The 26,228-nt window shown below is 38.2% G+C and carries 24 protein-coding genes; 6 read left to right on the top strand and 18 right to left on the bottom strand.

Annotated features, from left to right (window positions below; all coding sequences use genetic code 11):
- Positions 1-72 precede the first annotated feature (72 nt).
- Positions 73-1,164, top strand: a complete 1,092-nt coding sequence (locus JNUCC23_RS03360; protein WP_403074698.1) for a CdaR family transcriptional regulator — start codon at positions 73-75, stop codon at positions 1,162-1,164.
- 109 nt (positions 1,165-1,273) lie between these two features.
- Here the strand turns inward: JNUCC23_RS03360 and JNUCC23_RS03355 are convergent, their stop codons facing one another.
- The 6 genes from JNUCC23_RS03355 to JNUCC23_RS03330 all read right to left on the bottom strand — a co-directional run bounded on the left by JNUCC23_RS03355 (position 1,274) and on the right by JNUCC23_RS03330 (position 8,899).
- The gene (locus tag JNUCC23_RS03355; protein WP_454214301.1) at positions 1,274-2,314 is read right to left on the bottom strand and encodes an ATP-grasp domain-containing protein; all 1,041 of its coding nucleotides are present in this window, start codon (positions 2,312-2,314) and stop codon (positions 1,274-1,276) included.
- Between the two features lie 211 nt (positions 2,315-2,525).
- Positions 2,526-2,723 (bottom strand): hypothetical protein, encoded by a 198-nt coding sequence (locus JNUCC23_RS03350; RefSeq protein WP_454214299.1) that lies wholly within the window; start codon positions 2,721-2,723, stop codon positions 2,526-2,528.
- 35 nt (positions 2,724-2,758) lie between these two features.
- A complete protein-coding gene (locus JNUCC23_RS03345) occupies positions 2,759-3,382 on the bottom strand; it encodes a TetR/AcrR family transcriptional regulator (RefSeq protein ID WP_454214297.1) in 624 nt (207 codons plus the stop codon).
- Between the two features lie 360 nt (positions 3,383-3,742).
- Positions 3,743-5,110, bottom strand: coding sequence for an FAD-dependent oxidoreductase (locus tag JNUCC23_RS03340; protein WP_454214295.1), 1,368 nt, complete (start codon positions 5,108-5,110; stop codon positions 3,743-3,745).
- A 275-nt stretch (positions 5,111-5,385) separates the two neighbouring features.
- Entirely contained in the window at positions 5,386-7,128 is a 1,743-nt protein-coding gene (locus tag JNUCC23_RS03335) for an ABC transporter ATP-binding protein (RefSeq protein ID WP_454215973.1), read from the bottom strand.
- A gap of 22 nt (positions 7,129-7,150) precedes the next feature.
- Positions 7,151-8,899 (bottom strand): ABC transporter ATP-binding protein, encoded by a 1,749-nt coding sequence (locus JNUCC23_RS03330; protein WP_454214293.1) that lies wholly within the window; start codon positions 8,897-8,899, stop codon positions 7,151-7,153.
- A 657-nt stretch (positions 8,900-9,556) separates the two neighbouring features.
- Here JNUCC23_RS03330 and JNUCC23_RS03325 point away from each other — a divergent pair.
- Positions 9,557-10,114 carry a nitroreductase family protein gene (locus JNUCC23_RS03325; protein ID WP_403074712.1) on the top strand — a complete coding sequence of 186 codons (558 nt, stop codon included), beginning with the start codon at positions 9,557-9,559 and terminating at the stop codon, positions 10,112-10,114.
- A 56-nt stretch (positions 10,115-10,170) separates the two neighbouring features.
- Here JNUCC23_RS03325 and JNUCC23_RS03320 read toward each other — a convergent pair whose 3' ends face one another.
- Both JNUCC23_RS03320 and JNUCC23_RS03315 read right to left on the bottom strand, forming a co-directional pair.
- Entirely contained in the window at positions 10,171-11,151 is a 981-nt protein-coding gene (locus JNUCC23_RS03320) for a sensor histidine kinase (RefSeq protein WP_454214291.1), read from the bottom strand.
- Positions 11,152-11,165: 14 nt separating this feature from the next.
- Positions 11,166-11,864, bottom strand: coding sequence for a LytR/AlgR family response regulator transcription factor (locus JNUCC23_RS03315; RefSeq protein WP_062184494.1), 699 nt, complete (start codon positions 11,862-11,864; stop codon positions 11,166-11,168).
- 165 nt (positions 11,865-12,029) lie between these two features.
- Here JNUCC23_RS03315 and JNUCC23_RS03310 point away from each other — a divergent pair, with 165 nt between their 5' ends.
- Entirely contained in the window at positions 12,030-12,782 is a 753-nt protein-coding gene (locus JNUCC23_RS03310; RefSeq protein WP_454214289.1) for an ABC transporter ATP-binding protein, read from the top strand.
- Positions 12,772-13,929, top strand: a complete 1,158-nt coding sequence (locus tag JNUCC23_RS03305; RefSeq protein ID WP_454214287.1) for an ABC transporter permease — start codon at positions 12,772-12,774, stop codon at positions 13,927-13,929. Before JNUCC23_RS03310 ends, JNUCC23_RS03305 begins: the two co-directional genes overlap by 11 nt.
- Before the next feature lie 56 nt (positions 13,930-13,985).
- Here the strand turns inward: JNUCC23_RS03305 and JNUCC23_RS03300 are convergent, their stop codons facing one another.
- The 6 genes from JNUCC23_RS03300 to JNUCC23_RS03275 all read right to left on the bottom strand — a co-directional run bounded on the left by JNUCC23_RS03300 (position 13,986) and on the right by JNUCC23_RS03275 (position 20,756).
- Positions 13,986-15,128 carry an ABC transporter permease gene (locus tag JNUCC23_RS03300; RefSeq protein WP_454214286.1) on the bottom strand — a complete coding sequence of 381 codons (1,143 nt, stop codon included), beginning with the start codon at positions 15,126-15,128 and terminating at the stop codon, positions 13,986-13,988.
- On the bottom strand, positions 15,125-16,321 hold the full coding sequence (locus tag JNUCC23_RS03295; protein WP_454214284.1) for an ABC transporter permease: 1,197 nt from the start codon (positions 16,319-16,321) through the stop codon (positions 15,125-15,127). Before JNUCC23_RS03295 ends, JNUCC23_RS03300 begins: the two co-directional genes overlap by 4 nt.
- Before the next feature lie 10 nt (positions 16,322-16,331).
- Positions 16,332-17,267, bottom strand: a complete 936-nt coding sequence (locus JNUCC23_RS03290) for an ABC transporter ATP-binding protein (RefSeq protein WP_454214282.1) — start codon at positions 17,265-17,267, stop codon at positions 16,332-16,334.
- 143 nt (positions 17,268-17,410) lie between these two features.
- Complete coding sequence (locus JNUCC23_RS03285) at positions 17,411-18,079, bottom strand: response regulator (protein WP_454214280.1); 669 nt, start codon at positions 18,077-18,079, stop codon at positions 17,411-17,413.
- A complete protein-coding gene (locus tag JNUCC23_RS03280) occupies positions 18,076-19,278 on the bottom strand; it encodes a histidine kinase (RefSeq protein ID WP_454214278.1) in 1,203 nt (400 codons plus the stop codon). The genes JNUCC23_RS03285 and JNUCC23_RS03280 overlap by 4 nt, the downstream gene beginning before the upstream one ends.
- Before the next feature lie 110 nt (positions 19,279-19,388).
- Positions 19,389-20,756: an aspartate kinase gene (locus JNUCC23_RS03275; protein WP_454214277.1), complete on the bottom strand. Its 1,368-nt coding sequence runs from the start codon at positions 20,754-20,756 to the stop codon at positions 19,389-19,391.
- A gap of 208 nt (positions 20,757-20,964) precedes the next feature.
- On the opposite strand from JNUCC23_RS03275, the gene JNUCC23_RS03270 reads away from it, so the two are divergent.
- Both JNUCC23_RS03270 and JNUCC23_RS03265 read left to right on the top strand, forming a co-directional pair.
- Positions 20,965-21,276, top strand: a complete 312-nt coding sequence (locus JNUCC23_RS03270; RefSeq protein ID WP_454214275.1) for a hypothetical protein — start codon at positions 20,965-20,967, stop codon at positions 21,274-21,276.
- A 351-nt stretch (positions 21,277-21,627) separates the two neighbouring features.
- Positions 21,628-21,759, top strand: coding sequence for an FbpB family small basic protein (locus tag JNUCC23_RS03265; protein ID WP_082675147.1), 132 nt, complete (start codon positions 21,628-21,630; stop codon positions 21,757-21,759).
- A gap of 189 nt (positions 21,760-21,948) precedes the next feature.
- Here the strand turns inward: JNUCC23_RS03265 and deoC are convergent, their stop codons facing one another.
- From deoC to JNUCC23_RS03245, 4 genes are all read right to left on the bottom strand, one after another.
- Positions 21,949-22,626 (bottom strand): deoxyribose-phosphate aldolase, encoded by a 678-nt coding sequence (gene deoC, locus JNUCC23_RS03260; protein ID WP_062184523.1) that lies wholly within the window; start codon positions 22,624-22,626, stop codon positions 21,949-21,951.
- 64 nt (positions 22,627-22,690) lie between these two features.
- Complete coding sequence (locus tag JNUCC23_RS03255) at positions 22,691-23,992, bottom strand: pyrimidine-nucleoside phosphorylase (protein WP_454214273.1); 1,302 nt, start codon at positions 23,990-23,992, stop codon at positions 22,691-22,693.
- A 327-nt stretch (positions 23,993-24,319) separates the two neighbouring features.
- Complete coding sequence (locus tag JNUCC23_RS03250; protein WP_454214271.1) at positions 24,320-24,931, bottom strand: AmiS/UreI family transporter; 612 nt, start codon at positions 24,929-24,931, stop codon at positions 24,320-24,322.
- Positions 24,932-25,034: 103 nt separating this feature from the next.
- Positions 25,035-26,216: a NupC/NupG family nucleoside CNT transporter gene (locus JNUCC23_RS03245; protein WP_403074748.1), complete on the bottom strand. Its 1,182-nt coding sequence runs from the start codon at positions 26,214-26,216 to the stop codon at positions 25,035-25,037.
- Between the last annotated feature and the right edge of the window lie 12 nt (positions 26,217-26,228).

Below are 26,228 nucleotides of genomic sequence, written 5' to 3'. Positions count from 1 at the left end.
ATGTTTAACGTATAAAATACGAGGTTAATTTTCCGAATATTTTGTTCATAGTAACTAAAACGGGGAGGAATTATGTTAACAAGGAGTATTGCTCATACAATTGTTAAGGAAACTTCGATACGACTTAACCGAAATATTAATATTATGAATGATTCTGGTATTATCATCGCTTCCCGTGATGTTGAGAGAATCGATGATATTCACGAAGGAGCACTTCACGTTTTAAAAACCGGACAGACACTAATAATATCCTCTAATCAGAGTGTCTCTTGGAAAGGTTCTCACCCTGGTATCAACCTCCCTATTGTTTTTCATGACAAGATTGTTGGAGTCATCGGCATTACAGGTAATCCAGATGAAATGGCTGATTTAGGGGAATTAGTAAAGATGACAACAGAGTTAATGATAAAGGCTGAATATATGGCTTCCCAGATGGAATGGAAGAAACGGACAAAAGAAATGATCATTGAAGAATTATTAAAAATTCATCCCTCCTTTGATCAGATTCGTCGTGGTCTTAATTTACTTGGCATTACCTTGCATCCGCCATACAATTCCCTCGTCATTCAAATGGCTGAAGGTACGATTACGAATCATACTATTGTTGAAAAGATAGAAAAAATACTAGGTGAGAACAGCGGAATTGTTGGTTTTATTAACACGAATCGAATCTTTTTGGCTTTTTCCAACCAAACAGAAATGATGGTTAATCAAAGAATTCGGGAAATTTATCATGCATTAAAAAAACGGCAGCTAACATTTCGCCTAGCATTCAGTATTCCGTTTGATTCCCTAAATAGGTTCAGTCAATCCTATCAAGATTGTGATCTAGCACTTGCAATCAGTGATCCTTCTGAAGAGATTATCTCTTTTGCTGACATTGAGCTCAAAGTTTTAATTCATCAACTGAATCGATATGAATCTGAAAGGTTTTACCAAAGAGTCATGACGAAAACACTCATAAAATATGCCGACACTCTTGAAAGTTTTTTTAAAAATAACTTTAACATCCAACAAACCGCGGATGAACTATTTATCCATAGAAACACCTTGATTTATCGATTGAAGAGAATTGAAGAGGAAACCGGATATAATCCTAAACACTTCAAAGATGCCATCACTTTACAGCTTGCGATTTGGATATCACACAAAATGAAGAATTAAACAAAGTGGATCTTATTTAATGACTCCATTTCGAAAGAACAGGAAGAGGGTATCCCAAAAAGAAAGGTTCTGGCCTTTCTTTTTGGGATACCCTTTTCTTTATATAGAATTAAATAGCTTTTTTCATCTGCCCATCTGCTAAAATAACGGCATTCTCAATATGGGTAGCTCTTATATCGAATACTGGCTTGTCTACTTGTGCCTCACCTGTTAATAACAATTTCACGGCAAGATAAGGGAAGTTTACCCCTGAAAGCGTTGAAATGTGTAAACCACCTGACATACGCGGATTAATTTCTAAAAGCTTCGGAATGCCTTGATTATATTTTACTTGTACATTATACACGTACGGAATGTTGTAAATGTCATGAATCGACTGGGCTAATTGGAGTAGCTCAGGTACTTCCTCAAGCTCACGAATCCTTCCCCCCGCTTTCTTACGAGGTACAGCTGCAAGAAGTTCTCCTCCATAAGCCAGGCAATCAATGCTATATTCAAAATCAGCCAAATATTCCAATACCATTAATGATTGAAAAGAAGGTTCTGTTGACAAAATTTTATAGGCTTCAGTAAACGAAATTTTATGTGATACATTACCAAATAAATCTTTCAACCCGTCCTCTTCATCTTTAATTACTCTGAATCCTTCACCGCCCCTACCGTCAACCGGTTTGAGGCAGACCGTTTTCCCACTGCTATGTAATTGATGGTATGCTTTTGCAAATTGCTCAGCGGTTGTTACAATATGATAGTCCGGTATAAATTTCGCTAATCCATTTTTCTCGAAAGATTCATAGAGCTTTCCTTTATCCGATATTGTCTCCATTAACGAATAATCATGAATCACTAAGACGCGCGTCCCTAGCTCATCGAATCGTTTAAGCTGCTTCGAGATTTCCAATGCGTGCTGATATGGTATGAATACATCAATCTGATTCTTTTTACAAAAATCAACACAATATTGGATATACGCTTCGCCATCTATTTCAGGCTCCGTTTCTGAATGGTCACACACATGAAAATACACCGTATTTGAATTAGAATGCGTCCCGAAAATCTCGAACTCCATTCCATCAGGATTATTTTTTATCGCTTCAATAAAATGATACGCTGTCGAAAACCAGCGATTGAACCAAATTCTTTTCTTCATCTAATATTTCCTCTCTTACACTTATTAGGCATCATTATGATATAGTTTTACCATTTTCATAATAATTTATTCTATAATTCTCCAAGAAAGCTTTTCTCCACAAAAGCATGGATGCCGATTTAATGGTAAGAAACGATTTACACATGTATCTGATGTACAAAAGGTTTATCCCGGTTTAACCTCCCACTGTCCCACTGATTGAAGTTCCACTTTATTTTTTATTCCCTTTCATCATTTGCGAACCGATTGCACCAACTATTAAAATGATAAATGAAATGATATTCGTGTCTTTAAAAAAGGTTGTAAAGGGAACATTCAGAAATAAAAACACAGCCGTCATAATGCGTCCTACTAATAAGACAAGTCCGATTACTAACATCCAATTAAATAGTTTCTCTAAAAGAACCATCGAATTCCCCTTTATTATTTATTTAATAACTTCCCTCATCCAGTCGCTTTTTGTACAATTTTAATTAATTCATTACTATATGTTTCTAAATCTACTTTTTGAGTATGGTTTGGATGAACCATCATGTATTCTCCAATTGCTCCTTGAATCATATTCGCCATGACATGGATATTAAACGCACCAAATTCTCCTTTTTCTTGGCCCTCACGTAAGATTTCTCGAAGTTCATGCAAAATGACATCATCTTCTTCATCATTTAATTTATAATACGGAATATTTTCTGGTGTTCTTGCATTGAAAATAATTTCTAATAAAGCTGCATTATGACTAGGGTGAGTGCCTTGATAAGCCAAACTAGATTCGATAAACACATGCAATTTCTCTCGAGGGGTGCTTTCCATTTGTACTCGAGTAAGTATGTAAGTCGAAGAACTTTCAATCAGCTTCATGAGAAGTTGATTCATTAAATCACTTTTATCAGAAAAATGATAAGAAATTAATGCTGTACTAACACCAGCTGTTTTTGCAATTTTTGACAAACTTGTCTTCACATAGCCTATTTCATCGAGCGTTTTAATCGCTGCCTTAATGATTTGCTCACGTCTTGCTTCTGCTATAAATGACTGGTTTCCCTCTACAGATGGCTTATTTTCATTCACAAAATATCTCCTCACTTTTGTTCACAAGATCAGGAATCAAAATAAATACTTCTGATAAATATTAATTGATCGTTTAATTATTTATTTGATTAATCAATCAAATAATATCATAGGTGATGAGACAAGGGCAAATAAAGTAAAACTTCAATCAGTAGGGAGTTCTTCATCCCCCACTGATTGAAGTTTTACTTTTATTAGACTCATCTTTTACAACAATCTTCGACTTGCCTGTATAGAATAGGGCCTCTTGGGATGTACCGACTTACGATTCAATGGTTTCATCGGATCTTTTCGTAGAACCAATCCATTAATTATCTAAATTTTCGATTAATTTTATAATCATTTTTTATTCTAAATTGACTATACAAGTTCATCAAACAAGTAATTAAGGCTTTCAGTCATCGATGGATGGGTATAGATTTGATTTTTCAAAGTATAATAAGTATCTCTCGTATCCATATTATATTTAATTAAATTTATGATTTCATACGATTCTGCACAAAAAAGAGCTGCACCCAAAATTTTATCTGAATCTTTCTCAACAATTACTCGTAACATTCCTTCAGTTTCACCTATTAATTTCGCCCTTGGAATATCAGCCGCTGCCAAAGTAAACAGATCGAAGTTCAGATTTTTCTCTGTTGCTTCTTTTTCAGTCAAACCAATTCTGGATAGAGGAGGGTCAATAAATACCGAATAGGGTAGATATCCTCTTTTCTCTTGGTTATATTCCTTTCCTCCAGTTAATTGATCCGCTACGATTCGGTAATCATCTAAGGAAACATACGTAAATTGTGGTCCACCCTTCACATCACCGATCGCAAAAATATGAGGTGTAGATGTTCGCAACTGATTATCGACAACAATCTCTTTTCGCTTACCCGTTTTAACGCCTGCTTTTTCCAACTGTAAACCATCGGTGTTTGGCTTTCGACCTGTTGCCAGTAATATAGCGTCAGATTGAAAAATTCTTTCAGAGTTTTCCTTCGTAAACTCGATAACTAGTTGATCTCCTTCTACTTTTTTACTTTGTGCTTGTAGATAGATTTCGATCCCTTTCTTTTCCAATGTCTCTCGAACAGCTTTAGCGACATTTTCATCCTCTTTTGGAAGGAATGTGTCCCCTCGATCAAAAATGCGGACTTTGGAGCCAAAATCTGCATACATTGAAGCAAATTCCAAGCTGATATATCCACCGCCAATAATGGATAAAGTTTGTGGCAATCTTTCTTCATTAAGAAGTGTATCGCTCGTATATACAACCGGGTTATTCTTAATGCCAACAATATCAGGAAGAACTGGCGTTGCACCTGTATTAATAATAATCGTTTCCGCTTTTATTTGAATCATTCCATTTTCTTGTTCGACAGAAAGAGTATGTTCATCAACAAATGAAGCAAATCCATCAATCACTTCTGCCACTTCCGATTTATTCACTTTTTTATAGTTGCCAAGACGCAATTTATCGATAAATTCCTTCTTACTTACCATCACAGAAGCATATGCCTTTGCTTTTTCGTCCCACTCTTGATTTTTATGAACTTGTAATTTTTTCGCTTCATGAATCAAATATTTGGTCGGAATACAAGCCACATTAATGCATGTCCCTCCATACATTTTCTTCGATTTTTCAACTACCGCAATTTTCCTCCCCCGTTTACCAAGAAAGGATGCCAGTGTTTTCCCACCTTTACCGAATCCAATAATAGCCACATCATATTGTTTCATTTAAACTCTCTCCTTTCCTTTTTCGCACTCTTTCTTACTATTCCCCTAATAATAAGAACCACAAATGTGATTGTGTATTCTAAACTAGATTCTCGCTCCCAAAAACATCCTTTCAGTCAACTGATCGTGCTTATACATCAATACCCACATCCTCCATAAATAAACGGTTCATTTTCTTAACATGTACGTTTTATATTTAAGTTTAACGCATGGAATACGTATAAAAAAAAGATGACTCAACTAGGGATTTCTCCCGTTTAAGTCATCTTGTCAACTTAATTTGCCGTGTCTTCCAATTGTCGGTTGTAGAGTCCATAGTAAAATCCTTTTTCCTGAAGCAATGAGCTATGTGATCCTTTTTCAATAATTGCACCGTCTTTTAGTACAAGGATTTGGTTTGCTTTTTGAATCGTATTCAATCGATGTGCAATGACGAAACTAGTTCTTCCTTTCATTAGTCGTTGCAGGGCTTCTTGGATCTTCACTTCAGTAATCGTATCAATACTGCTAGTTGCTTCATCTAAGATTAAAATGATCGGATCAGCCAAAATCGCTCGAGCAATGGAAAGGAGCTGCCTTTGTCCTTGACTGATTCCGCCTCCGTCTTGCATTAGCTGTGTTTCATACTGATTCGGGAGCTTCATAATAAACGAGTGAGCATTTGCCTGTTTAGCAGCGTTCAGTACTTCTTCGTCGGTTGCATCCAGTCTGCCATAACGGATATTTTCTATGATCGTTCCTTGGAATAGGAACGAATCTTGCAAAACAAAGCCCATATGCCGACGTAAACTCGACCGCTTTACGTGTTGAATATCATGACCGTCGACAAGAATACTGCCGCTGTCTGGATCATAAAAACGAGATAGCAAATTAATAAGGGTTGTTTTTCCTGCTCCAGTCGGACCTACAAGTGCAATCGTTTCTCCTGGAGATACGCCAAAACTTACATCATGTACAGTATTCCCTGACTTTTCATAGGAAAAAGAAACAGACTGAAAAGCAACGTGTCCTTCTACAACGCTCAACTCTTCCGCATCCTTCTCATCCCGTTCTTCAATCTCTTCATCTAAAATTTCAAATACACGTTCAGCCCCTGCAACAGCAGATAACAATGTATTAAATTGGTTAGCTAAATCATTTAACGGCCGAGTAAATTGCCTAGAATACTCGGTAAAAATTACGATGGTTCCAATTGAAATTTGCCCTTTTAATGCCAGATACCCGCCAAATCCAGCAACAATGGCAAAGCTGAGGTTATTGAGCATATTCATTAGTTTCGGGATAAACCCGGAATAGGCTTGAGCCAAATAACCTGACTGCTTCAATTTTTTACTGCGTTCAATAAAGTCCTCAATCACTTTATCTTCTTGCGAAAAAGTTTTCACGATTCGTTGTCCAGAAATCGTTTCCTCAATAAATCCATTTAAAGAGCCCAGATTTCGCTGTTGTTCTTTAAATAATTTCCCTGTCCGTCCTGTAATCCATCTCATTCCGTAAAACATGATGGGTACGATGATGAGCGTTAACAAGGTTAATAACGGACTAAGCCAAAGCATAACTGCTATCGTCCCACTTAACGTCAGGACACTTGAAAAAATTTGAATGACCGAGCTGTTCAAAGTCGAACTGACATTTTCAATATCATTGGTTACTCGACTCATTAGTTCACCATGCTTGCGGTGGTCGAAAAATGGAATCGGCAGTTTATGCAAGTGCCCAAAAAGCTGTTGTCTCATCTGATAAACTGACTCTTGAGCGATGCCGATCATCCAGTAGTTTTGTAGCCAAGTCGATAGTGAGTAAAACACGTAGACGATAAATAAGCCTATAAGCATCATTGTTAATCCGTTAGACTTTTTCATTACAATAAATTCGTCAACGGAGACGCCTACTAAATACGGACCAAGTAGCCCCAACCCTGAGCTCACCACGACCATGAATAACACGAGAAACAGCATCGTTTTATTCGTTTCCAGATAGCTCCAGATCCGCTTAACGGTCCCCATCCAATTTTTCATTTTCACTTTTGATTTCTTATCATTATGATGAGTGGGAGGTACTCTTTTCAACGGTCAGTCCCTCCTTTCCCATTTGAGACAGCACAATCTGCTGATATAATGAATGACTAGCCACAAGCTGTTCATGCGGGCCTTTTGCAATCAGTTCCCCTTCTTCAAGCAACAAAATTTGATTGGCTTCCTTAGCGGTACTCACCTTTTGCGTTATGATCAATGTCGTACATGTATAGGTTTTTAATGCATTCAACAGCTTAGCTTCTGTTTTTAAATCCAGCGCACTTGTACTATCATCTAGTAGCAGTATTTTTGGCTTTCTAACTAACGCACGGGCAATAGCTAATCGCTGCTTTTGCCCTCCGGAAAGATTGACCCCTTTTTGACCAAGTGGCGTGTTATATTGATTCGTAAGCGCAGAAACCGTTTCATGAATTTGCGCATCTTTGGCCGCCGTAATGATTTCCGCCATACTCGCATCATCTTTTCCCCATGCGATATTATCTTGAATCGAACCCGAAAAGAGCAGTGCCTCCTGTGGGACAAAGCCAATTTTTTTCCGCAATATGTCTAGCTTCATGGTCGTAATATCTTCACCATCGATTGTAATTTGACCTTGGTCGACATCAAATAGCCGCGGAATCAATTGAAATAGCGATGTTTTTCCTGAACCAGTAGCCCCCATAATTGCAATCGTTTCGCCTGCTTTTGCCGTAAAGGTAATATTCCGTAAAGCATCCGTATCCGCTGTTGGATATCGGAATGAAACATCTTTGAATGTAATTTCCCCGCTATGAATCTCATTTCCTCTGCTTTCTTCTTTCGTGTCAAGTAAATCAACTTTCGTGTCCAATACATCGGTAATTCGACTCACGGATGCTTGAGCACGAGAAATGGACATAATTAACCAGGATAATACAGATAACGAAGATGTAATTCTTGTCGCATAGTTGACAATAGCAACCACTTCTCCAACTTGAACAGTACCAGTAGCCATTTTCTTTTGCCCAAGCCATAGAATGATAATAAGTCCCACATTCATGACAAGTAACAGAATCGGTGTTGACACTTCAATGAATCGTAGTGAAGATGCTGTTTTCTTTTGTAAAGCATCATTTGCCTCATTAAATCGACTTGCTTCATGTTCTTTACGTAAGAAAGCTTTAATGAGGCGCATTCCCATTAAATTCTCCTGCATGACTCCATTTACGTTATCCAGCTTTTCTTGAACAAATCGAAACATCACCGATGCCCGCTTCATTACCCAGGCTAAAAACAAGATGAGCACAGGAATCGAAATTAAGAGGACCAACGCCAATTTCCAGTTAACAAGCAAAGCCATTACTGTACCGAGAATGATAAGTAACGGCGCACGGAGCATGATCCTCATCGCCATAAACACAGTATTCTGCAAAACTGTAACGTCATTCGTCATCCTAGTAATCAGTGAGGATGTTGGATATTTCGTTAAGTTGGTGAATGAAAACGCTTGTACTTTCTTGAACAAATGACTTCGAATGTCATAGCCAAAACTTTGGCTCACATGTGACGCAGCAAACGAGTTAATGATTCCACCGATAAAGGAGAATATAGAAATCCCCACCATTACACTTCCCCATTTGATGACAACGGAAAGATTCTCCTGCATAATACCATCATCAATTATTTTTGCCATTAACAGCGGTTGCAGCAACTCCACACCTAATTCAGCCAGCATAAGGAAAAGAGCGAGCGCCACCATCATTCGATAAGGCTTTAAATACGAATAAATCTTCATACACTTCACCATGATTTCCTTTCGCAAAATTTCTATTTCAAAGTAAACAAGTGTAAGTTCTGTGAGCAATGAACTTTGACTAATCTGTTCCTGTTCCCGGCCTTGGTTTTACACCGGCCTGTCTCGCATCATGCAAGCCTTCATTTAAGGAACTATTTAGTGAAACGAAAGATCGATTCTTTTATCATACAATTATTTTTGATATTTTTAAATAGTCTGAATTATACTTTATCATCCTTCTCTTAAAAAACCGAATAACTTTTCTATTATTCCCTTGACATATTTGATAAAATAAGAGAAGATTTAATTGATAATGATTTTCAATATCATTATCGACTTCTGAATCTCGAAAAATTATGCTCTTAGCATAATAGATTGCTTAAATGGTGAGCCTACTTATTAGTAGCCACTATAGATGAATTGCTGATTCCCATATGTGTTTCATGCTTATTACTTAAAAATAACTAGAATATTGCCCCCTCTTTATTCCAGATGTTTTTACCCCCTACTTTTAAGCATATATGGGATCAGCATTTTCTTTTGAATATTTACTGAATTCTTTATATACTACAGGTAACATACATATTAACAGTTATGCTATGTAATCCGTTTACACACAGTTCTTCAATCACATTCAGATGAAGGAGTCTATTAAAAATGAGCTTATCGACCATTATTAAAGAGAGACGTACAGTGAAACGCTATAAGGATACACCGGTTTCTGTTGACTTGATTCAAGAGCTGCTAGAGACGGCTGTTTGGGCGCCGAACCACAAGATGACGCAGCCTTGGCGCTTCATCTTTGTTCAAGGAGACAGCCTGATCGCGTTAGCTGAGGCTGCTCGTAATGCAGCCATGACTAAGGAAAAAGATCCTGCGAAAAAGGAGGCTGCGGGTCAACGTGAGTTTAATAAAGTCAGTACCCCTCCCTCCATTCTTCTTGCTGTCATGAAGGAAGATCCTAACCCTGTTACTCGTGAAGAAGATTTGGCAGCTATAAATTGCGTCATTCATAATTTCACATTATTGGCATGGGAACAAGGACTAGGAACATTTTGGGCGACCTATGCCACGATTTTTGCTACGCAATTCCGGGAAACTGCAGGCGTGCAACCAGGAGAAAAAATCGTTGGTAGTATTCATGTCGGTTATCCAGATATGATTCCAAATCCACGTGAGCGCAAATCTATTGAAGAAATTTTCACTGTTTTATAATTTTAAAAGGGTAAACGCGAACAAGCGCTTACCCTTTTTTGAACTTTAAAATACACTTAACGGATTGCCGGGATTTTAATTTTCACCGTAAACTCTTCTTCTTTATATACAAAATCCAGGAAACCATGATGTTCCTTAATAACATCATGAATCAATTTGGTTCCGAGCCCTTCATGCTCACCCGTTTTCGTTGTTTTTCCATACGTTTCAAACAATGAATCTAAAATGGGCGTCGGAATCGGTTTACTATGATTCTTGCAAATTAATACATATAACCCACTTCTTTTATACAATTGCAAACTAAGCAAAGCTTCTTTCTTATGTTCACTTTGCCATTCCTCGCAAGCATCAATACTATTGGATAAAAGATTGCCTACCAGTGTAACGATCTCTTTATCTGACAGCGGCAATGTAGATAATGGCAAATCCAAATCATAGACGACTGAAATTCCAGCATCTTGTGCCCGTTGATACATTTGATGCAGTATTCCCGCGACCATCCCTTTCTCTCCTTTAATCGACAGATTCGTTTCTTTATATCCATCGACTAAATCATCTAAATAAGCCTTAGCCTCTCCATTCTGTTCATTTTCCAGCATAAAGTGAATTGCTGAAACATGCTTAAGGAAATCATGCCTTTCACTGCGAACTACACGAAACGTTTCATTAAAGTGAGTACGTTCTTCTTCAAATTGCTTTCCCTCTACTAACAATGCTGAAACTTTCCATGCGCAGTTTTGCCTGACTATTTCAATAGCGACAAATAATAAAAACGGAACAAGATAAATGAACGATGGCTTATTAACTGCATAAATAGATAGCAACAAAAGCTGCATAACCAGTAACATTCCATTGAAACTTCTTCCTAAACTCGCTATCTGTATGAATGTTTTTTTAAAGAAGTAATAAATGATTCCTATCACTAGTACACATGGTATATAGATAGGTATTCCCCAAGGTAATAGCATCAAAAGCGCATGCAAATGAACAATCCCAAGCACTGCGATAAATCCCCAATACATCAGAAACGGTTTCAAGTCTTCTCCATCCTTTAAAAATAATGATTTTGTAAAAACTCTACTTTTTCCTTTGTAATCATCGCCTGTTCTTCCATTCCTTCAAAGGTGACGATATAAGAAGTTTTTGCATAGAGCGAGAAATTTTTCACATAGTGAATATTAATGATGAATGATCGATGGGAGCGAAGGAAATCACGCTCACGCAATTCACCTTCTAATTCATTAAGAGTTTGATAGGTTTTTATCGGACCTGACTTCGTATGTATCGTTGTCGATCGGCCAGACCTTTCGATAAAAACAATATCCTTCTTTTGAATAATATGTATATCGTTTTTTTGCTTTAAGTATAGTCTACCTGTAATCTCAGCCGATTTAGATTTCTCCATCAACCGCTCAATCGATTGTATTAATCGATCCTTTGAGTAAGGCTTCATGATATAGTCGTGTACATTCAATTCAAAAGCATGCACCGCATATCCACTCGTACCTGTAACGAATATGACCGAAATGTCTAGCGCATGAGAATGAATAATATCCGCCAGCTCATAGCCAGATAAATTCGGCATTTCAATATCCGCAATCAATAAATCAATCGATTCCTTCTTGATCTGATCATACGCTTCTTCCGCGGAAACGGTCGAGAACACAACCTCTACGTCTGAAATTCCTTGCACAATAGCAAGTAACTTATCTAAATCGATCATTCGATCATCTACAAGACCAACCTTCATACAATCACCCTCATTTGCCTGTTGCTTCTTCTATTTTACCATCTCAACATGGAAAAATGACCTTTTCGCGACAATAAATGGTATTTTTACGACATAGTTGCAGATTCCTTCCAGAATTCTTTGTATGATAAGAACAAGAAAACAAACGAGTCAGGAGGAATGAAAATGATTGAAATTCATGAAGTGACAAAAAAGTTCCAAGATAAAAAAGTATACATTACCGCATTAAAGCATGTTTCTTTTTCTATAAAAAAAGGCCAGGTGGTTGGTTTACTCGGTGAGAACGGTGCTGGAAAAACAACTTTGTTGCGAACGATCGCAACTCTGCTTACGCCAACAGACGGGCAAGTATTCGTAGCGGGATATGACACATTGAAACATGCAGATCAAATCAAAAAAAGAATTGGGGTATTGTTCGGTGGTGAAACTGGGTTATATGATCGCTTAACTGCCCGTGAAAACCTCGAGTATTTCGCCATGTTATACGGATTAAGCAAACATGAAACGAAGGTACGTATCGATGACTTGGCAAAAATGTTCGGGATGAAAGACTATCTAAATAGGAAAGTAGGCGGTTTTTCCAAAGGGATGCGTCAAAAGGTCGCCATCGCAAGGACGCTGATTCATAATCCTGATATTATCCTGTTTGACGAACCGACAACAGGTCTCGATATTACATCATCCAATGTCTTCCGTCAGCTCGTCCATCAGCTAAAGCGCGATGGAAAGACGATTATTTTCTCAAGCCATATCATGGAAGAGGTTTCTATGCTTTGCGACACAGTGGCGATGATGCATAAAGGAGAACTTGTCTATCATGGCGACCTAGAAAATCTTTACAAATCTGAAGGTAGCCGCGATTTAAACTATATTTTCATGAGCAAACTTGTAAGGGGGAATGGAAACTATGCTTCTTAATATCTATCTAAAAGAAATCAAGGATTGCTTCCGAGATCGAAGGACTTTATTGCTGACTGTTCTTCTGCCGATTGTCATGATGACTGGTTTAACATTATTTTATGAAAAATTAGTCTCCGATGGTGGCGATGATACGTACAAACTTGCTGTTGATACCTCTTTCGGTACAGATGAAGCGAATATTTTTGAGGCCTATAAGAATATTGAACTTGTTAAGTCTATAAATCCCGAAAAAACCGTACAGGATGGAGACGCACAAGCTGCCCTTTTATTAACGCCTGGTTTTATCCACAATATTGAACACGCTAATGAAGCGTCGGTAACACTTATTGGCGATTCTTTCAGCCAAAACTCAGCTAACCTAATGAACATCGTTACGAATGCTTTATCCAACTATGAAATGTCTGTTATTTCAGATCGTTTGCAAGCCCAAGAAATAGATTCAGCATTAATCGAGCCATTTACGATTCATCAAAAAGAAATGTCCGAAGAAAACCCTAACATTAATTTAATTGCGATGTTAATTCCAATGATGTTAGCTCTTGCAATTGGTATAGGTGCAGGTCCAGCAGCTTCCGATTTATTCGCTGGTGAAAAAGAAAAGAAAACGATGGAAGCTCTATTAATGACACCAGTAAAACGTTCCACCTTGCTTCTCTCAAAATGGTTAACAATCTCAACCATTGGTGCCATAACTGGAATCATCACGTTAGTCGTTGTAGCATTAGAAATTACCCTTTTAACAGAAAACCTAAAAAAAGCCGTTTCATTTGGTGACAACGCCTACCTGGTCATCAGTCTAGCTATATTAGTTTCGATCATCTATGCTATGTTCATTGCATCCCTTCTTATGGTGACAAGCATCATTGGGAAAACTATCAAGGAATCACAAAGCTACAGCACACCAATCCTAATGGTTGCAGTCTTCCCAACTTTATTTACTTCAACTATAGGGATTAATGAACTTTCATACCAGCACTTTGTCATTCCAATCCTAAACATATTCAGCCTGCTAAAGGAATTAATCTTTGGCATCATCAACTATGAACATATTACGCTTACAATTGGCAGTAACCTCATTTGCATGATTCTCTTCTTCATCATCGGAAGAATCATGTTCATGAAAGATAAATGGGTAATGAATTAAATTAAAAGGATGACTCTGGTAAAAAACTTCCCCTGAGTCATCCTTTTTCTTATTTATTAAAATTTAATTTTCCTTATTCCGAGCAGCAAAAAAACACACCCAAATAGTAGTAAAATACCCACATTGTCTAAAATATCAAAGAAAGTACTCCCACTCGCAATTTCCTCAATTCCTCTCATCGCCCAGGTTTGCGGTAAAAACTCAGCCATTTTTTGCATAAAAACTGGCTCAATTTCTAGTGGCCAGTATACGCCTGCAATCATACATGTGGAAATTACAAGAAGATTACTAAGCATCGATTGCTGTTCAATGGTCTTTACTGTTGTGGCAATCAGTAAACCCAGTCCGACAATTGCAAGTATTAGTGCAGATAATAAAATCAGGAGATAGAAAGGATTGCCCCAGCTAACATCAAACAAAAAATGAGTAGTAAGAATTAATACACCAAATTGAATCCAGCCGATTAAGAAGAAAGATAATAAATAGCCTACAGCAATTTCAGTTCTGCTGGCAGGCATAATCATTAACCTCTGCCAGACACCATTCGTTCGTGCTTCTAGAATCGTTCCGGTCACACTCAGCACACATATCATCAGAAACATGATGGAAAATCCTGAAGCACTTCTTGATAAACTGTCTTGTGAATGCTGGTTTATTTCTAGCGTCGTCTTTTTACTAACTGTTGCTTCTTTTGCATCATCCCTTAGTTTCGTAAACATTGTCTCCCAGTTCTCCCCTGTCAACTTGCTCCATTCTTTAGAAGCCACAGCTCGGATACGCGTTTCCGCAAGTTTGTTAGCAATAAACTCCGTTAGCACTTCACTCCCTGTAAATTCAGGTATCCGTTGCAGGGACAATACCGGTATTTTCGCATTCATTTCTTCTTCAAACCCTTTATCAATTGTAAGTACGACAGGAGTAGTCTTTTCTTTTAATTGCGATAATGCAACAGTTTTTGATTCCTTCTCTACTTGAAATAAGCGTTGATCTTCTACCATTGCAGTGACAAACGAAGAAGACAACATCGATTGGTCTTGATCAACCACTAGTACTCTTTGAACCGGTTCCTCATCAGTTGTGAACAAATGCCCAAACAGCAATGTAAACACTAATGGCATGGCAAACATGACCAGATAATTACGTCGGTTGGAAAACACCATTTTTATCTCCCACATACAAAGCGCCCATATCTTCTTCATTTGGCACCACCTTTAAATCCTGATTCCAACCTTAGGATTGCAATCAGTAAAGAAATAATTCCAATCGACAATAAGACCATAATAGGCGTGAGTAGTTCCGCCCAAGATACACCGCTCATACTATCTAACCAGCCGGTCAGTGCCCAGCGATTAGGTGTGAACTTAGATAAACTCTTTAAGGCATCAGGAAATTGTGATAACGGCAGCATGGAACCCCCTATTAATGCGAAAATTTGTACCCCAACTCCACTAATTAGATCTAATGTTTTCAATTCGGTAATAAACGCAGCTAGAATCATAGATATTCCAGCAACGGCTACTCCGTATGCAAGACCCGTCGCAATGACCTGCCATGCATGATTTCCCCAATCCACTTGAAATACGATCAAAGTTGCCAAATAGAAAAGCAGAAATTGTATCGATGCGAAAAGAAACGTGCCATAAAATTTACCAAGAATAATTGATTTATTGCTGATAGGGGCACTTCTAAGCCTTGCTAGCGTATTACTTTCCCTTTCTTTCGTAATGGACTTCGCTCCTATTGTCACATTAAATAATAAAAACATCGCCGCCATTGCCGCTGTATAATATTGCATGGCAGAAACGGACTTCTCACCAATAGATGTCTCTCTAAACGTGACTTCTTGATTACTAGCCGATTGAATGGTTTCGATTATATGTTCCATAGAAGCAGCTTGGTTTGTTTCTCGTAAATGAGCAACAACCGTATTGGTCGTATTTGAAATGACTTGGCTCCTTTTAATAAATGAATCAATAATAGAAGTAATGACAGAGGCTTTGAGCTGTTTTTGGGGATCTGTCAGCAGTTCTGCTCCTTGAAGCCTTCCTTCTCCTAACTGAATACTCCAATCACTCGGTATCATGACAGCAACGTCAATTTCTCCTGATTTCAACATTGTCTCAAGATTCTCTCTTGTCATTGCTGTTTTCAATTTTACAAAGGACGTTTTCTTTAATACTTCATTTTTCAATGACTCACTTAATGGATCCGATTCATTACTGATCAATCCAACAATTGTTTCTGGGAATTCAGTATCTTCACCAAAAACATTCTTAAGTGCCGATCCTAAAATCGCTGTTAATAGCAATGGCATGATTAGCATCATAATGATTCCACGGCGGTCTTTAATCCGAATCAAAAAATCATTCCAAGCGATAAGTAAACTCTTCATTCTATCCCTCCTAATCTCGTAATGAGCGTCCGGTTAATTGTAAAAACAGACTCTCTAAATTAGGTTCTTTTCGATTAAAGGAAAGAATTTGAATATTCTCTTGAACCAATTTGGCAATCACATCACTCGTTGTATTCATTCCTGGCGCTACCAACAATTGTAATGTATGATTCTCATGATCCACTTGAACACTCTCTACTTTTGATATATTTTTCAATTCAGTTACTACCGCTTCGGTGATCGAACTAACATGCAAATCCAGTAGTATCCCACTTGAAAGGCGATTAATTAATTCAGTTTTCGAGCCAACTGCAATCATCCTTCCATGATCGATAATCCCAATTCGGTTACATAAGAAATCGACTTCTTCCATGTAATGACTCGTATAAATGACCGTCATGCCATTCTGGTTTAATTGTTGCACCGTTTCTAGAATATGATTGCGCGATTGTGGATCAATGCCGACTGTCGGTTCATCCATAATTAATAATTCGGGTGCATTCATAAGAGCGGCACCAATATTAATTCTTCTTTTCATTCCACCAGAAAACGTTTCAATTTTCTGTTTCGCTTTTTCCTCTAGTCCGACTGTTTCCAGAACCTCTGCTGCCTTTTTTCTAGCAGCCGATCGGTTCAACCCATACATTCTTCCCCAGAATACTAAATTGGAAAATGCCGACATCGTCGGATACAATGCGATTTCTTGAGGAACAATGCCGATTTTCTTCTTAACAGCCATGGGATCCTGCTTCACCGATCTGCCCCCTACTAAGATTTCTCCTGTATCATACGGAAACAATCCACATATGAGTGAAATCGTCGTGGATTTACCCGCACCATTAGGACCTAAGAGCCCAAATGCCTCCCCTTTCTTTACCGAAAAAGAAACATCACACACTACTTCATTTTTATGAAATGACTTACTTATCTGATTAACCTGCAACATTTGCTTCCCTCCCTCTTCCTATTTTCATCATATGAGAGGTGGCGAGACTTTCCATCTAGCTTCCGATAGAAATTGAAGCATAAAAAAAAGACCTTCACTATGCTGAAAGTCATGAATGCTTGGGTCAAGATAGTGCTCAGAACTTAAGGAAAAGTAACTACCCCATATCGAACAGCAAAAATCGCCGCTTGTGTTCGATCGCGGAGCTCTAACTTATTAATAATGTTCGATACATGGTTTTTTACTGTGCCTTCGGTAATAAACAGGGTATTAGCAATTTCTTTATTGTTGTACCCATAGCCTAAATATTTCAACACGTCCACTTCACGGCTTGTTAATTCATGAAAAGTAGCGGGAACCTCCACTTCATTTGACGCAGAATCGAGATGCTTAATTCTCTTCATTTCTTTCACCATTTGACCAGTTGCTTCTGGGGGAAGGACAATTCCTCCTGACTGGACCGTCAACATCGCCTGGACAATTGTGTCAGTCGACATATCTTTCAATAAATACCCACTCGCTCCTTCTTCTAGTGCTGAAAAGACTAATTCACTATCATTAAATGTCGTCAGCATCAAGACCTTCATCTCCGGAAAATGAGATTTGATTAGCTTTGTTCCATCAACCCCATTTACACCTGGCATCCGGATATCCATTAAGATCATGTTCAGTTGTTTTCGTTTGGCGCATTCGTATGCTTCTTGTCCGTCAGTTGCCGTTCCAACAACATCAACCTCTGAACGCAAACTTAAGAGTGCAGCCAACCCTTCTCGTATAAGCGGTTGATCATCTACAATCAAAACCTTTATCATATGTCTCCTCCAATGATCCATTGCTTTTTTGTAAGCGCAAATTCAATATACGTGTAAAATCCCTTTCCCTCGATACTCTCAAATCGCAGTGTCCCATCATGTTCCTTCATCCGTTCTTTCATATTTCTTAGCCCGAACCCTGGTTTGATTTCATTTATGCCTATTCCGTTATCTGTAATGTTCAATGTAATTTTCTCTGGGAAGCAGCCAAGATGTATCGTGCTCATTGTTGCTGCACCATGTCTTTTCGCATTCGTTAGCGTTTCCTGAATGACTCTACTTATCGTAAGCTGCAATGACGTGGGGATGATAGCTGGATCCCCTTCTAATTCTAGAACGGATTGCATATCAGTAGAATGATGAAAGTCTTCAAGCATGATACGGACTGATTGAATAAAAGATATCGATTCAGTCGTATCATTTTCAAGTGTTTTTACCGAAAAACGAATCTCTTCTAAAGCACTCCGAACCAAGTTATCACAAACTCCTACTATTTCTTTTGATTTCTTTTCATCACGATTCATAAGTTCTTTTACCAGCTCTAATTGGACAAGTAAGGCAGTCATTTTATGCCCCACCGTATCATGAATCTCTCGTGCAATCCTATTTCGCTCACGAATTAATGTTAATTGCTCAAGTTGCTGTGAATATTGAGTCAACTGTTGGTGAGCTTGGGATAGCTCTGTATGGGACTCATTTAATTGTTTATACTGTTTACGGACCGTTTCGCTTGCAGCAAACAGCCTGTGAATTAAATTCCCAACAACCGCTCCAAATACGACAAAGCAAAAATTGGCTACATTTTCAAAGAAAAGAATTTGACTGGTGTGAATATACGCGAAAAATAACGCAAAGCTCCATAATAGGAAGAAGACAAAAACATGGACTCCCAGTATTTTTTTTCTTGCTTCTACAATAAATAATGTAATAGCTGTAACGCCAACAAGTATTAAATATAGAGTCGTTCCTGGAAAAACAAAGGCAAACAGAAAACTTAGTACCCCGTCAACATTAATAGCTGCAAGGCGCCACTTTCCTGGGTCAAAATAAAATTGACACACATGATTGGCAATAAATACTAGAGCAGCGATTCCGATAAAGATTTGTACACCACTATTATTTGAGGGAGTACTCGTAAAATAAATTAAACTGATTAATAGAAACATGACAATTCTGAGATTCGTTAACCAAATTCCCATACTTCCCCTCCCCTTCCAAAGTTTACTTTTTTCATAACAAGAAAATCATATCATGAAAAGGGGTTTCAAAAATAAAAAGACAAACACATCAATTGTGTCTGCCCATTTTGTTATACATTCACCGCTACATTTGTGAAAAACTCCTGATATAATGCACGAACGGCTTTTTCTTCATCTCGCGCTTTGATACCAAACATCATGCTTACTTCCGAAGAGCCTTGGTTAATCATCTCAATGTTTACTTTTGCATTAGCAAGAGCCTTCGAAGCCCGAGCTGTCGTACCTACATTATGCTTCATTCCTTCACCGACAACCATAAGCAAAGCGAGATCATGCTCCACCTTCACTTCATCGGCATGAAGTTCATTCATGATTCTCTCCACAATGTTAGTCTCGATTTCCTTGTTCAATCGGTGCTCTCTTAAAATAATCGTCGTATCATCAATTCCTGATGGAATATGTTCATAAGAAACATGAAAATCTTCTAAAATTTGTAGTAATTTGCGTCCAAACCCAATTTCACGGTTCATTAAGTACTTTCCTACATAAATGCTACAGAACCCTTTGTCACTAGCAATCCCAACAACAGGACCATTCTCGTTTTCACGAGTATTGACAACTTTTGTCCCAGGTGCAGATGGATTATTCGTATTTTTTATTTGCACGGGAATTCCTGCACGAAAAGCCGGGAAGAGCGCTTCATCATGGAAAACGGAGAATCCTGCGTAAGATAACTCGCGCATTTCACGATATGTAAGTTCCTTGATTGGCTTCGGATTTTCAACGACAGAAGGGTTAACTGAATAAACAGCATCCACATCCGTGAAATTCTCATACAAATCCGCTTTCGTTCCATTGGCGAGAATTGAACCCGTAATATCTGAGCCACTTCTAGAAAAAGTTACAACTTCTCCAGCGTCGTTATAGCCAAAAAAGCCTGGAAAGACAAGAATGCCTGATTGATCACGAAGCTTTGAGAGCTGTTCATACGATTCTGGGAGGACTTGCGTATAGCCTTCTTCGTCCGTGACGATGAGCCCTGCTGATTGTGGATTAATGTAATGGGCCTCGATCCCCTGTTTACGAAAATAAGCGGCAACCAGCTTCGCATTATTATCTTCTCCACTCGCTTTAAGTGCGTCAATATATCTTGTTGGCTTGCTTTGATTACCATGAAGTAGACTGATGAAGTGTTCACGAATTTCCGCAATTACCTGTTCTTCCAGCTCTAATTCTTTAGCTATTTCAGCATATCGGCCCATAACCATCTCTAATAAATCCATTGCATCATCGTCAGCAAGCTGAGCCTCTGCACAAGCAATTAATAAATCCGTTACTTTTATATCTTCAAAATTTCGTTTCCCTGGAGCCGATACGACAACAATTTTCCGTTCCGAGTCCGAGATCACGATATCAAATACTTTTTTTAATTGTTCACCCGATGCAAGTGAAGAACCACCAAATTTCACAACTTTCAAATCATACAACCCCTATAAATAGAATTATCAGTTAATATTATCTTATTATTACGCTAAACGACTAAATAAGCAAGAGTAATTCTTTTCATGTGTACATTTGTACTTTTATAGAGGACACCCATTCCCCTCATAGAATTGATTTAGGAGCTAAATCATCTTATAATTATGAAAGTTTTCATACATTCATTTTAGGTAGCGGGCGTTATCAATGTGGGTATTATTGGCCATTCTCACGAGTTTATGCTTTGGGGTTAATAACACGGTGTTTAAGATTAGTAACGGAAAAGCCATTTCAAAAATTCATGTTCAGTTTTTCTTTTACTCAGTAGCTTTTATCCTGACAGCGAGTTTCGGACTTCTAAGCGGTCAGTTTCATCCGCATTGGCTTTCATTGATTCTTGGTTCAGCTATTGGGATTTTGAATGAAAATGGCAATGTCCAAATGTCCAGCGCATTTGAAAAAGGTCCTGCAAGTCTCACGTCACCTTTGATTGCGGCGAATGCTATTTTTCCTATATAGGTGCTGCGCTAATTTTCGGAGAGCACTTGTCTTTCATTCAAGGAATAGGCATATTTTGCATGCTCGTCGCTGCCATCGTGATTCAATATGCACCACATGCAAAAACAGACATTCGGAAAATAGGGTCTGACCCCTTTTTAATAACACGAAAACCCTTACATACCAAGGGGTATATCTATTATACCAAGATTGGGTAATGGGGTCTGACCCCAAAGGACACAGAATTGTCGAAATTTCCCCAATTAAATTATCAGAATTATTGTATTATTTAGATAGGCTACTTTAATAACTTAGTTATTCCTTTACCTACTTCTCAGAATCAAAAATAGATTAGAAAGGAGTATCGTGTTTATGAGACTCATCAAAAAATCATTTAAAGAATTATTGCAAGAGAATAAACAAGAATTACTTAACGATAAAAAAGCATTAGAAAAAATTGAAATACGTATTGAAGAACGCCATGAACTTAAAAAGCTAGCTTAACAAAGCTAGCTTTTTGGATGTTATCAAATTCTTTTCACCAAAGATCAGACTTAATACCAAAGATTTTTTACGTTGGGTAGGAATAACAGTAACAAAACTTCATTAAAACCCAGCGTTTTTTGCTAATTCACATATTATAGAATGTGTTTTTCAGTGCTCTCGGCGTTTGCCTGCATCATCATTAACCAATCAATAAGCTGAGTTGGATTGTTGACCATTTACAATCGCAATACCGGAGCTTGCACCGATACGAGTTGCACCCGCTTCTACTAACGCTTCCACATCAGCAAGGTTGCGGACTCCACCTGAAGCTTTAACGCCTACATCCGATCCAACTGTTTTACGCATTAATGCGATATCAGTTACTGTTGCTCCTCCTGTAGAGAAACCAGTAGATGTTTTGACAAAATCTGCACCTGCCTTTACAGAAAGCTCACATGCACGTACTTTTTCTTCGTCTGTCAATAAGCATGTTTCGATAATGACCTTTGTTATTGCTTTTCCTTGTGCCGCATCAACTACTGCTTTAATATCGTTCAAAACAAGTTCATCGTTTCTATCTTTTAAAGCACCAACATTAATAACCATATCCACTTCTGTTGCACCTTTTTCAATAGCATCTCTCGTTTCAAATGCTTTTGTTTCAGGAGTTGAAGCTCCTAATGGGAAACCGATGACTGTACATACTTTTACATCCGGCGTATCCTTCAATATTTGGAAAGCAGTTTCAATTTGTGAAGGGTTCACACATACAGATGCAAAACGATGCTCCTTCGCTTCTTTCGCCAATTGAATAACGGCTTCACGGCTAGCATCTGCCTTTAATATTGTATGGTCAATCAAGCGAGCGATTTGTTCTTTATTCATATTCATACCTCCGTTAATTTTAGATTAGAAATAACCATTACAGTAAGTTCCGCAATGCTTAATATCAATGAATTTCTGCATGTACAAGAACAGGGTCCGCTACTTTTGTAAGTGAAAATCTGTATGATTCATAAATGCGTTCTATAACATCATCGACATTTTCGCGATTGCTATAGATGGTAACAATTGTATCGCCTTTTTTCACTTCATCACCGATTTTCTTATGCAACATTAATCCGACAGCCAAATCCACAACTGAGTCTTTTGTAGCGCGTCCCGCTCCAAGAATCATAGCTGCTGTACCGATGCTATCCGCTTCGATTTCTGCTACATATCCATCTTCTTTTGCCAATACCGGAATTTCATATTGAGCTCTTGCCAGTTTAAATGGATCGTCAATAACAGAAGCATCCCCACCTTGCGCAATCACGAACTCCTTGAATTTTTCAAGTGCTTTACCATTCGCAATGACTTCTTCAAGCATTTCACGTGCTTCTTCAACCGTTTCTGCATGCTTAGCCAAGACAACCATCTTGCTGCCTAATGTCAAGCAAAGCTCTTCCAAATCTTTAGGTCCTTCGCCACGAAGAGTATCGATTGCTTCTTTCACTTCAAGTACATTACCAATTGCGAATCCAAGCGGTTGATCCATGTCAGAGATAACTGCCATTGTATCACGACCGACATTTTTACCAATCTCAACCATTGCATGAGCCAGTTTTTTAGCACTTTCCACATCTTTCATGAAGGCACCGGCACCCACTTTTACATCAAGCACGATTGCATCAGAACCTGAGGCAATTTTCTTACTCATAATGGAGCTTGCCATTAATGGGATGGAATTAACGGTAGCTGTAACATCACGCAGACCATATATCTTCTTATCCGCTGGAGTCAAGTTTCCCGTTGGCCCTGTAACAGCGACTTTCACTTCATTTACTTGATTGATGAACTGGTCAGCTTCTATTTCTGAGCGGAAGCCAGGGATAGATTCGAATTTATCCACTGTACCGCCAGTGTGACCAAGCCCACGTCCAGAAAGTTTCGCAACTGGAACACCAACCGCAGCAACTAGTGGAGCAAGGACGATTGTCGTTGTATCGCCGACACCACCAGTGCTATGCTTGTCGACTTTAATGCCGTCAATAGCTGACAGATCAATTTGGTCACCTGAATTAACCATTGCCATTGTCATATTTGCTGTTTCTTCAGCCGTCATCCCCTTAAAGAATACAGACATTAAGAAAGAAGACATTTGGTAATCAGGAATAGAATCACTTGTATAACCTTCAATTATAAAATTGATTTCATCTTTCGTTAATTCATCACCATCGCGTTTTTTCTCGATTAAATCTACCATTCTCATGTAATCCAACTCCTCTTGTATATGTTATTTTGCTCTTTATGAATTGTTTGATTGATTGTGCGCTGAATAATGCTGCCCTTTTGGTTGTTCCGAAAGCGTCTTTCAATTAAAAAGTATTTCGTTGATTTATCCCTGCCGAGCATTAATGCTTCCGCCTTCAAGAACGGAAAAAGATATTCGTCGTAAAACTAGCTTTGATATGGGATGATGACATTCTTTGAATTTTATTTAATCCGTTTTGAACAAACGTAAAAAACCACTTGAACGTTTGCGAAAAAAAGTTCATCACGTGATCCGTAGTGTTCCTCTTTGGGATCCTTTCCATATTTAAGAAACTGCTTGTTTTTGCTGACTTGCTCTAAGATCGACAGCTCCCTTGATGAAATACAGAATGGAAACTGACAAAACTACCAGCCACAAACGCTGAATCACCAAATCTCCCCACATTCCGATAAACGAAAGAAGGGCCGGGAAAGTCAATGTCACAAAAGACTGCACAAGAGCCACTTTACCGACATATTCTTCAATCGGTTTCTTTAAAATATTCAGAGCATAGAATAAATACCATAAAAATGCCCACATCAGCCAAGTCAACGCTGTCACATAATCATGAAAATGAACGATTGAAACAAGCGTATAGAAGATAGCAATCATTGTCACCCAAGCGGAGAACCATCCTAAGCCACTACCGTCCATTCCTTTATAGAATGTGACGGATACATATAGAAATGTTAGGCCAAATAAGAAGGTAGCCGCAAGTCCATAGATTGTCCAATTGCTCTGATCCGAGATCATAATTAGATAGAAGGGGATGACGATTTGCAGAATCCCCACTAAAAAATTTAAGATAGCCACACTCTTAGCTTCTGCCTTTCCTTTTAACATTAAACCATTAAGGAATAATACAGCGCCTGAAAGCAGTATCCCTACATTTATCATAAACAAGTACCTCCTGTTGGTGCATCGTTCTCTTGCAGAGAGACGAATGAAGAAAAAAGTAACGTATACCCATTTTTCAGGAGTTACTTTTTTCCTTTTCTATTTAGATGATTAATCCGACGATTGTAGCTGTCAAGATACTCACAAGTGTAGCTCCATAAAGAAGTTTCAACCCGAAGCGCGCAACAACATTTCCTTGTTTTTCATTCAAGCCTTTTACCGCACCGGCAATAATACCGATGGAAGAGAAGTTAGCGAATGATACAAGGAATACTGAAATGATGGCTAGCGTATGTGTACTAAAAGTGTTAGCTACATCTCCTAGACTTATCATAGCGACAAATTCATTCGTTACAAGTTTCGTCGCCATAATACCGCCAGCTGAAATAGCCTCTGCCCAAGGAACACCCATTAAGAATGCAATCGGCGCAAACAGGTATCCTAAGATTTCCTGGAACGAAATACCGAAGATCATATCGAACAATGCATTAATCAAGGCCATCAATGCAACGAATCCAATAAGCATGGCACCAACAATAACGGCCACTTTGAACCCGTCCATGATATATTCCCCAAGCATTTGGAAGAAGGACTGCTTCTCTTCATCTTCAATAGTAAGGATATCTTCATTTTCATCTACTTTATACGGATTGATAATGGACGAAATAATGAACCCACCGAACAAATTCAGCACAATCGCTGTTACGACATATTTCGGTTCAATCATGGTCATGTAAGCACCGACAATGGACATCGAAACCGTTGACATTGCAGATGCACACAGTGTATACATCCGTTGAGGCGAAATTTTAGCTAATTGTTTCTTGAGTGTGATAAACACTTCCGATTGACCTACCATTACTGACGCAACAGCGTTATAAGATTCCATTTTCCCCATTCCATTGACCTTACTTAACAACCAGCCAACCCATTTCATGAATATAGGTAGGATTTTAAAGTGTTGCAAAATACCAATTAATACAGATATAAAGACAATTGGCAAAAGTACATTGAGAAAGAATGAATATTCACCTTCATTAGCCAATCCTCCGAATACAAATGAAACCCCTGCACTAGCATATTCCAATAAACGATCGAATACATTCGATACCCCTTTAATTAAAGTGTAACCGAAGCGTGTATTCAATAGTACGGCAGCCAATACAAATTGAATGATTACCATAAGAATGATGTTCTTATATTTAATTTCCTTTTTATTTTTGCTTACTAAAAATGCCAAACCGAAAACTAATAATAATCCACAAAATGATATTAGGTATCTCATAAGTCCCTCCAA

It is taken from the genome of Peribacillus sp. JNUCC 23 (assembly GCF_053653995.1).
The sequence above is the reverse complement of the archived record's forward strand: the minus strand, read 5'-3'. Positions and strand labels throughout refer to the sequence as shown.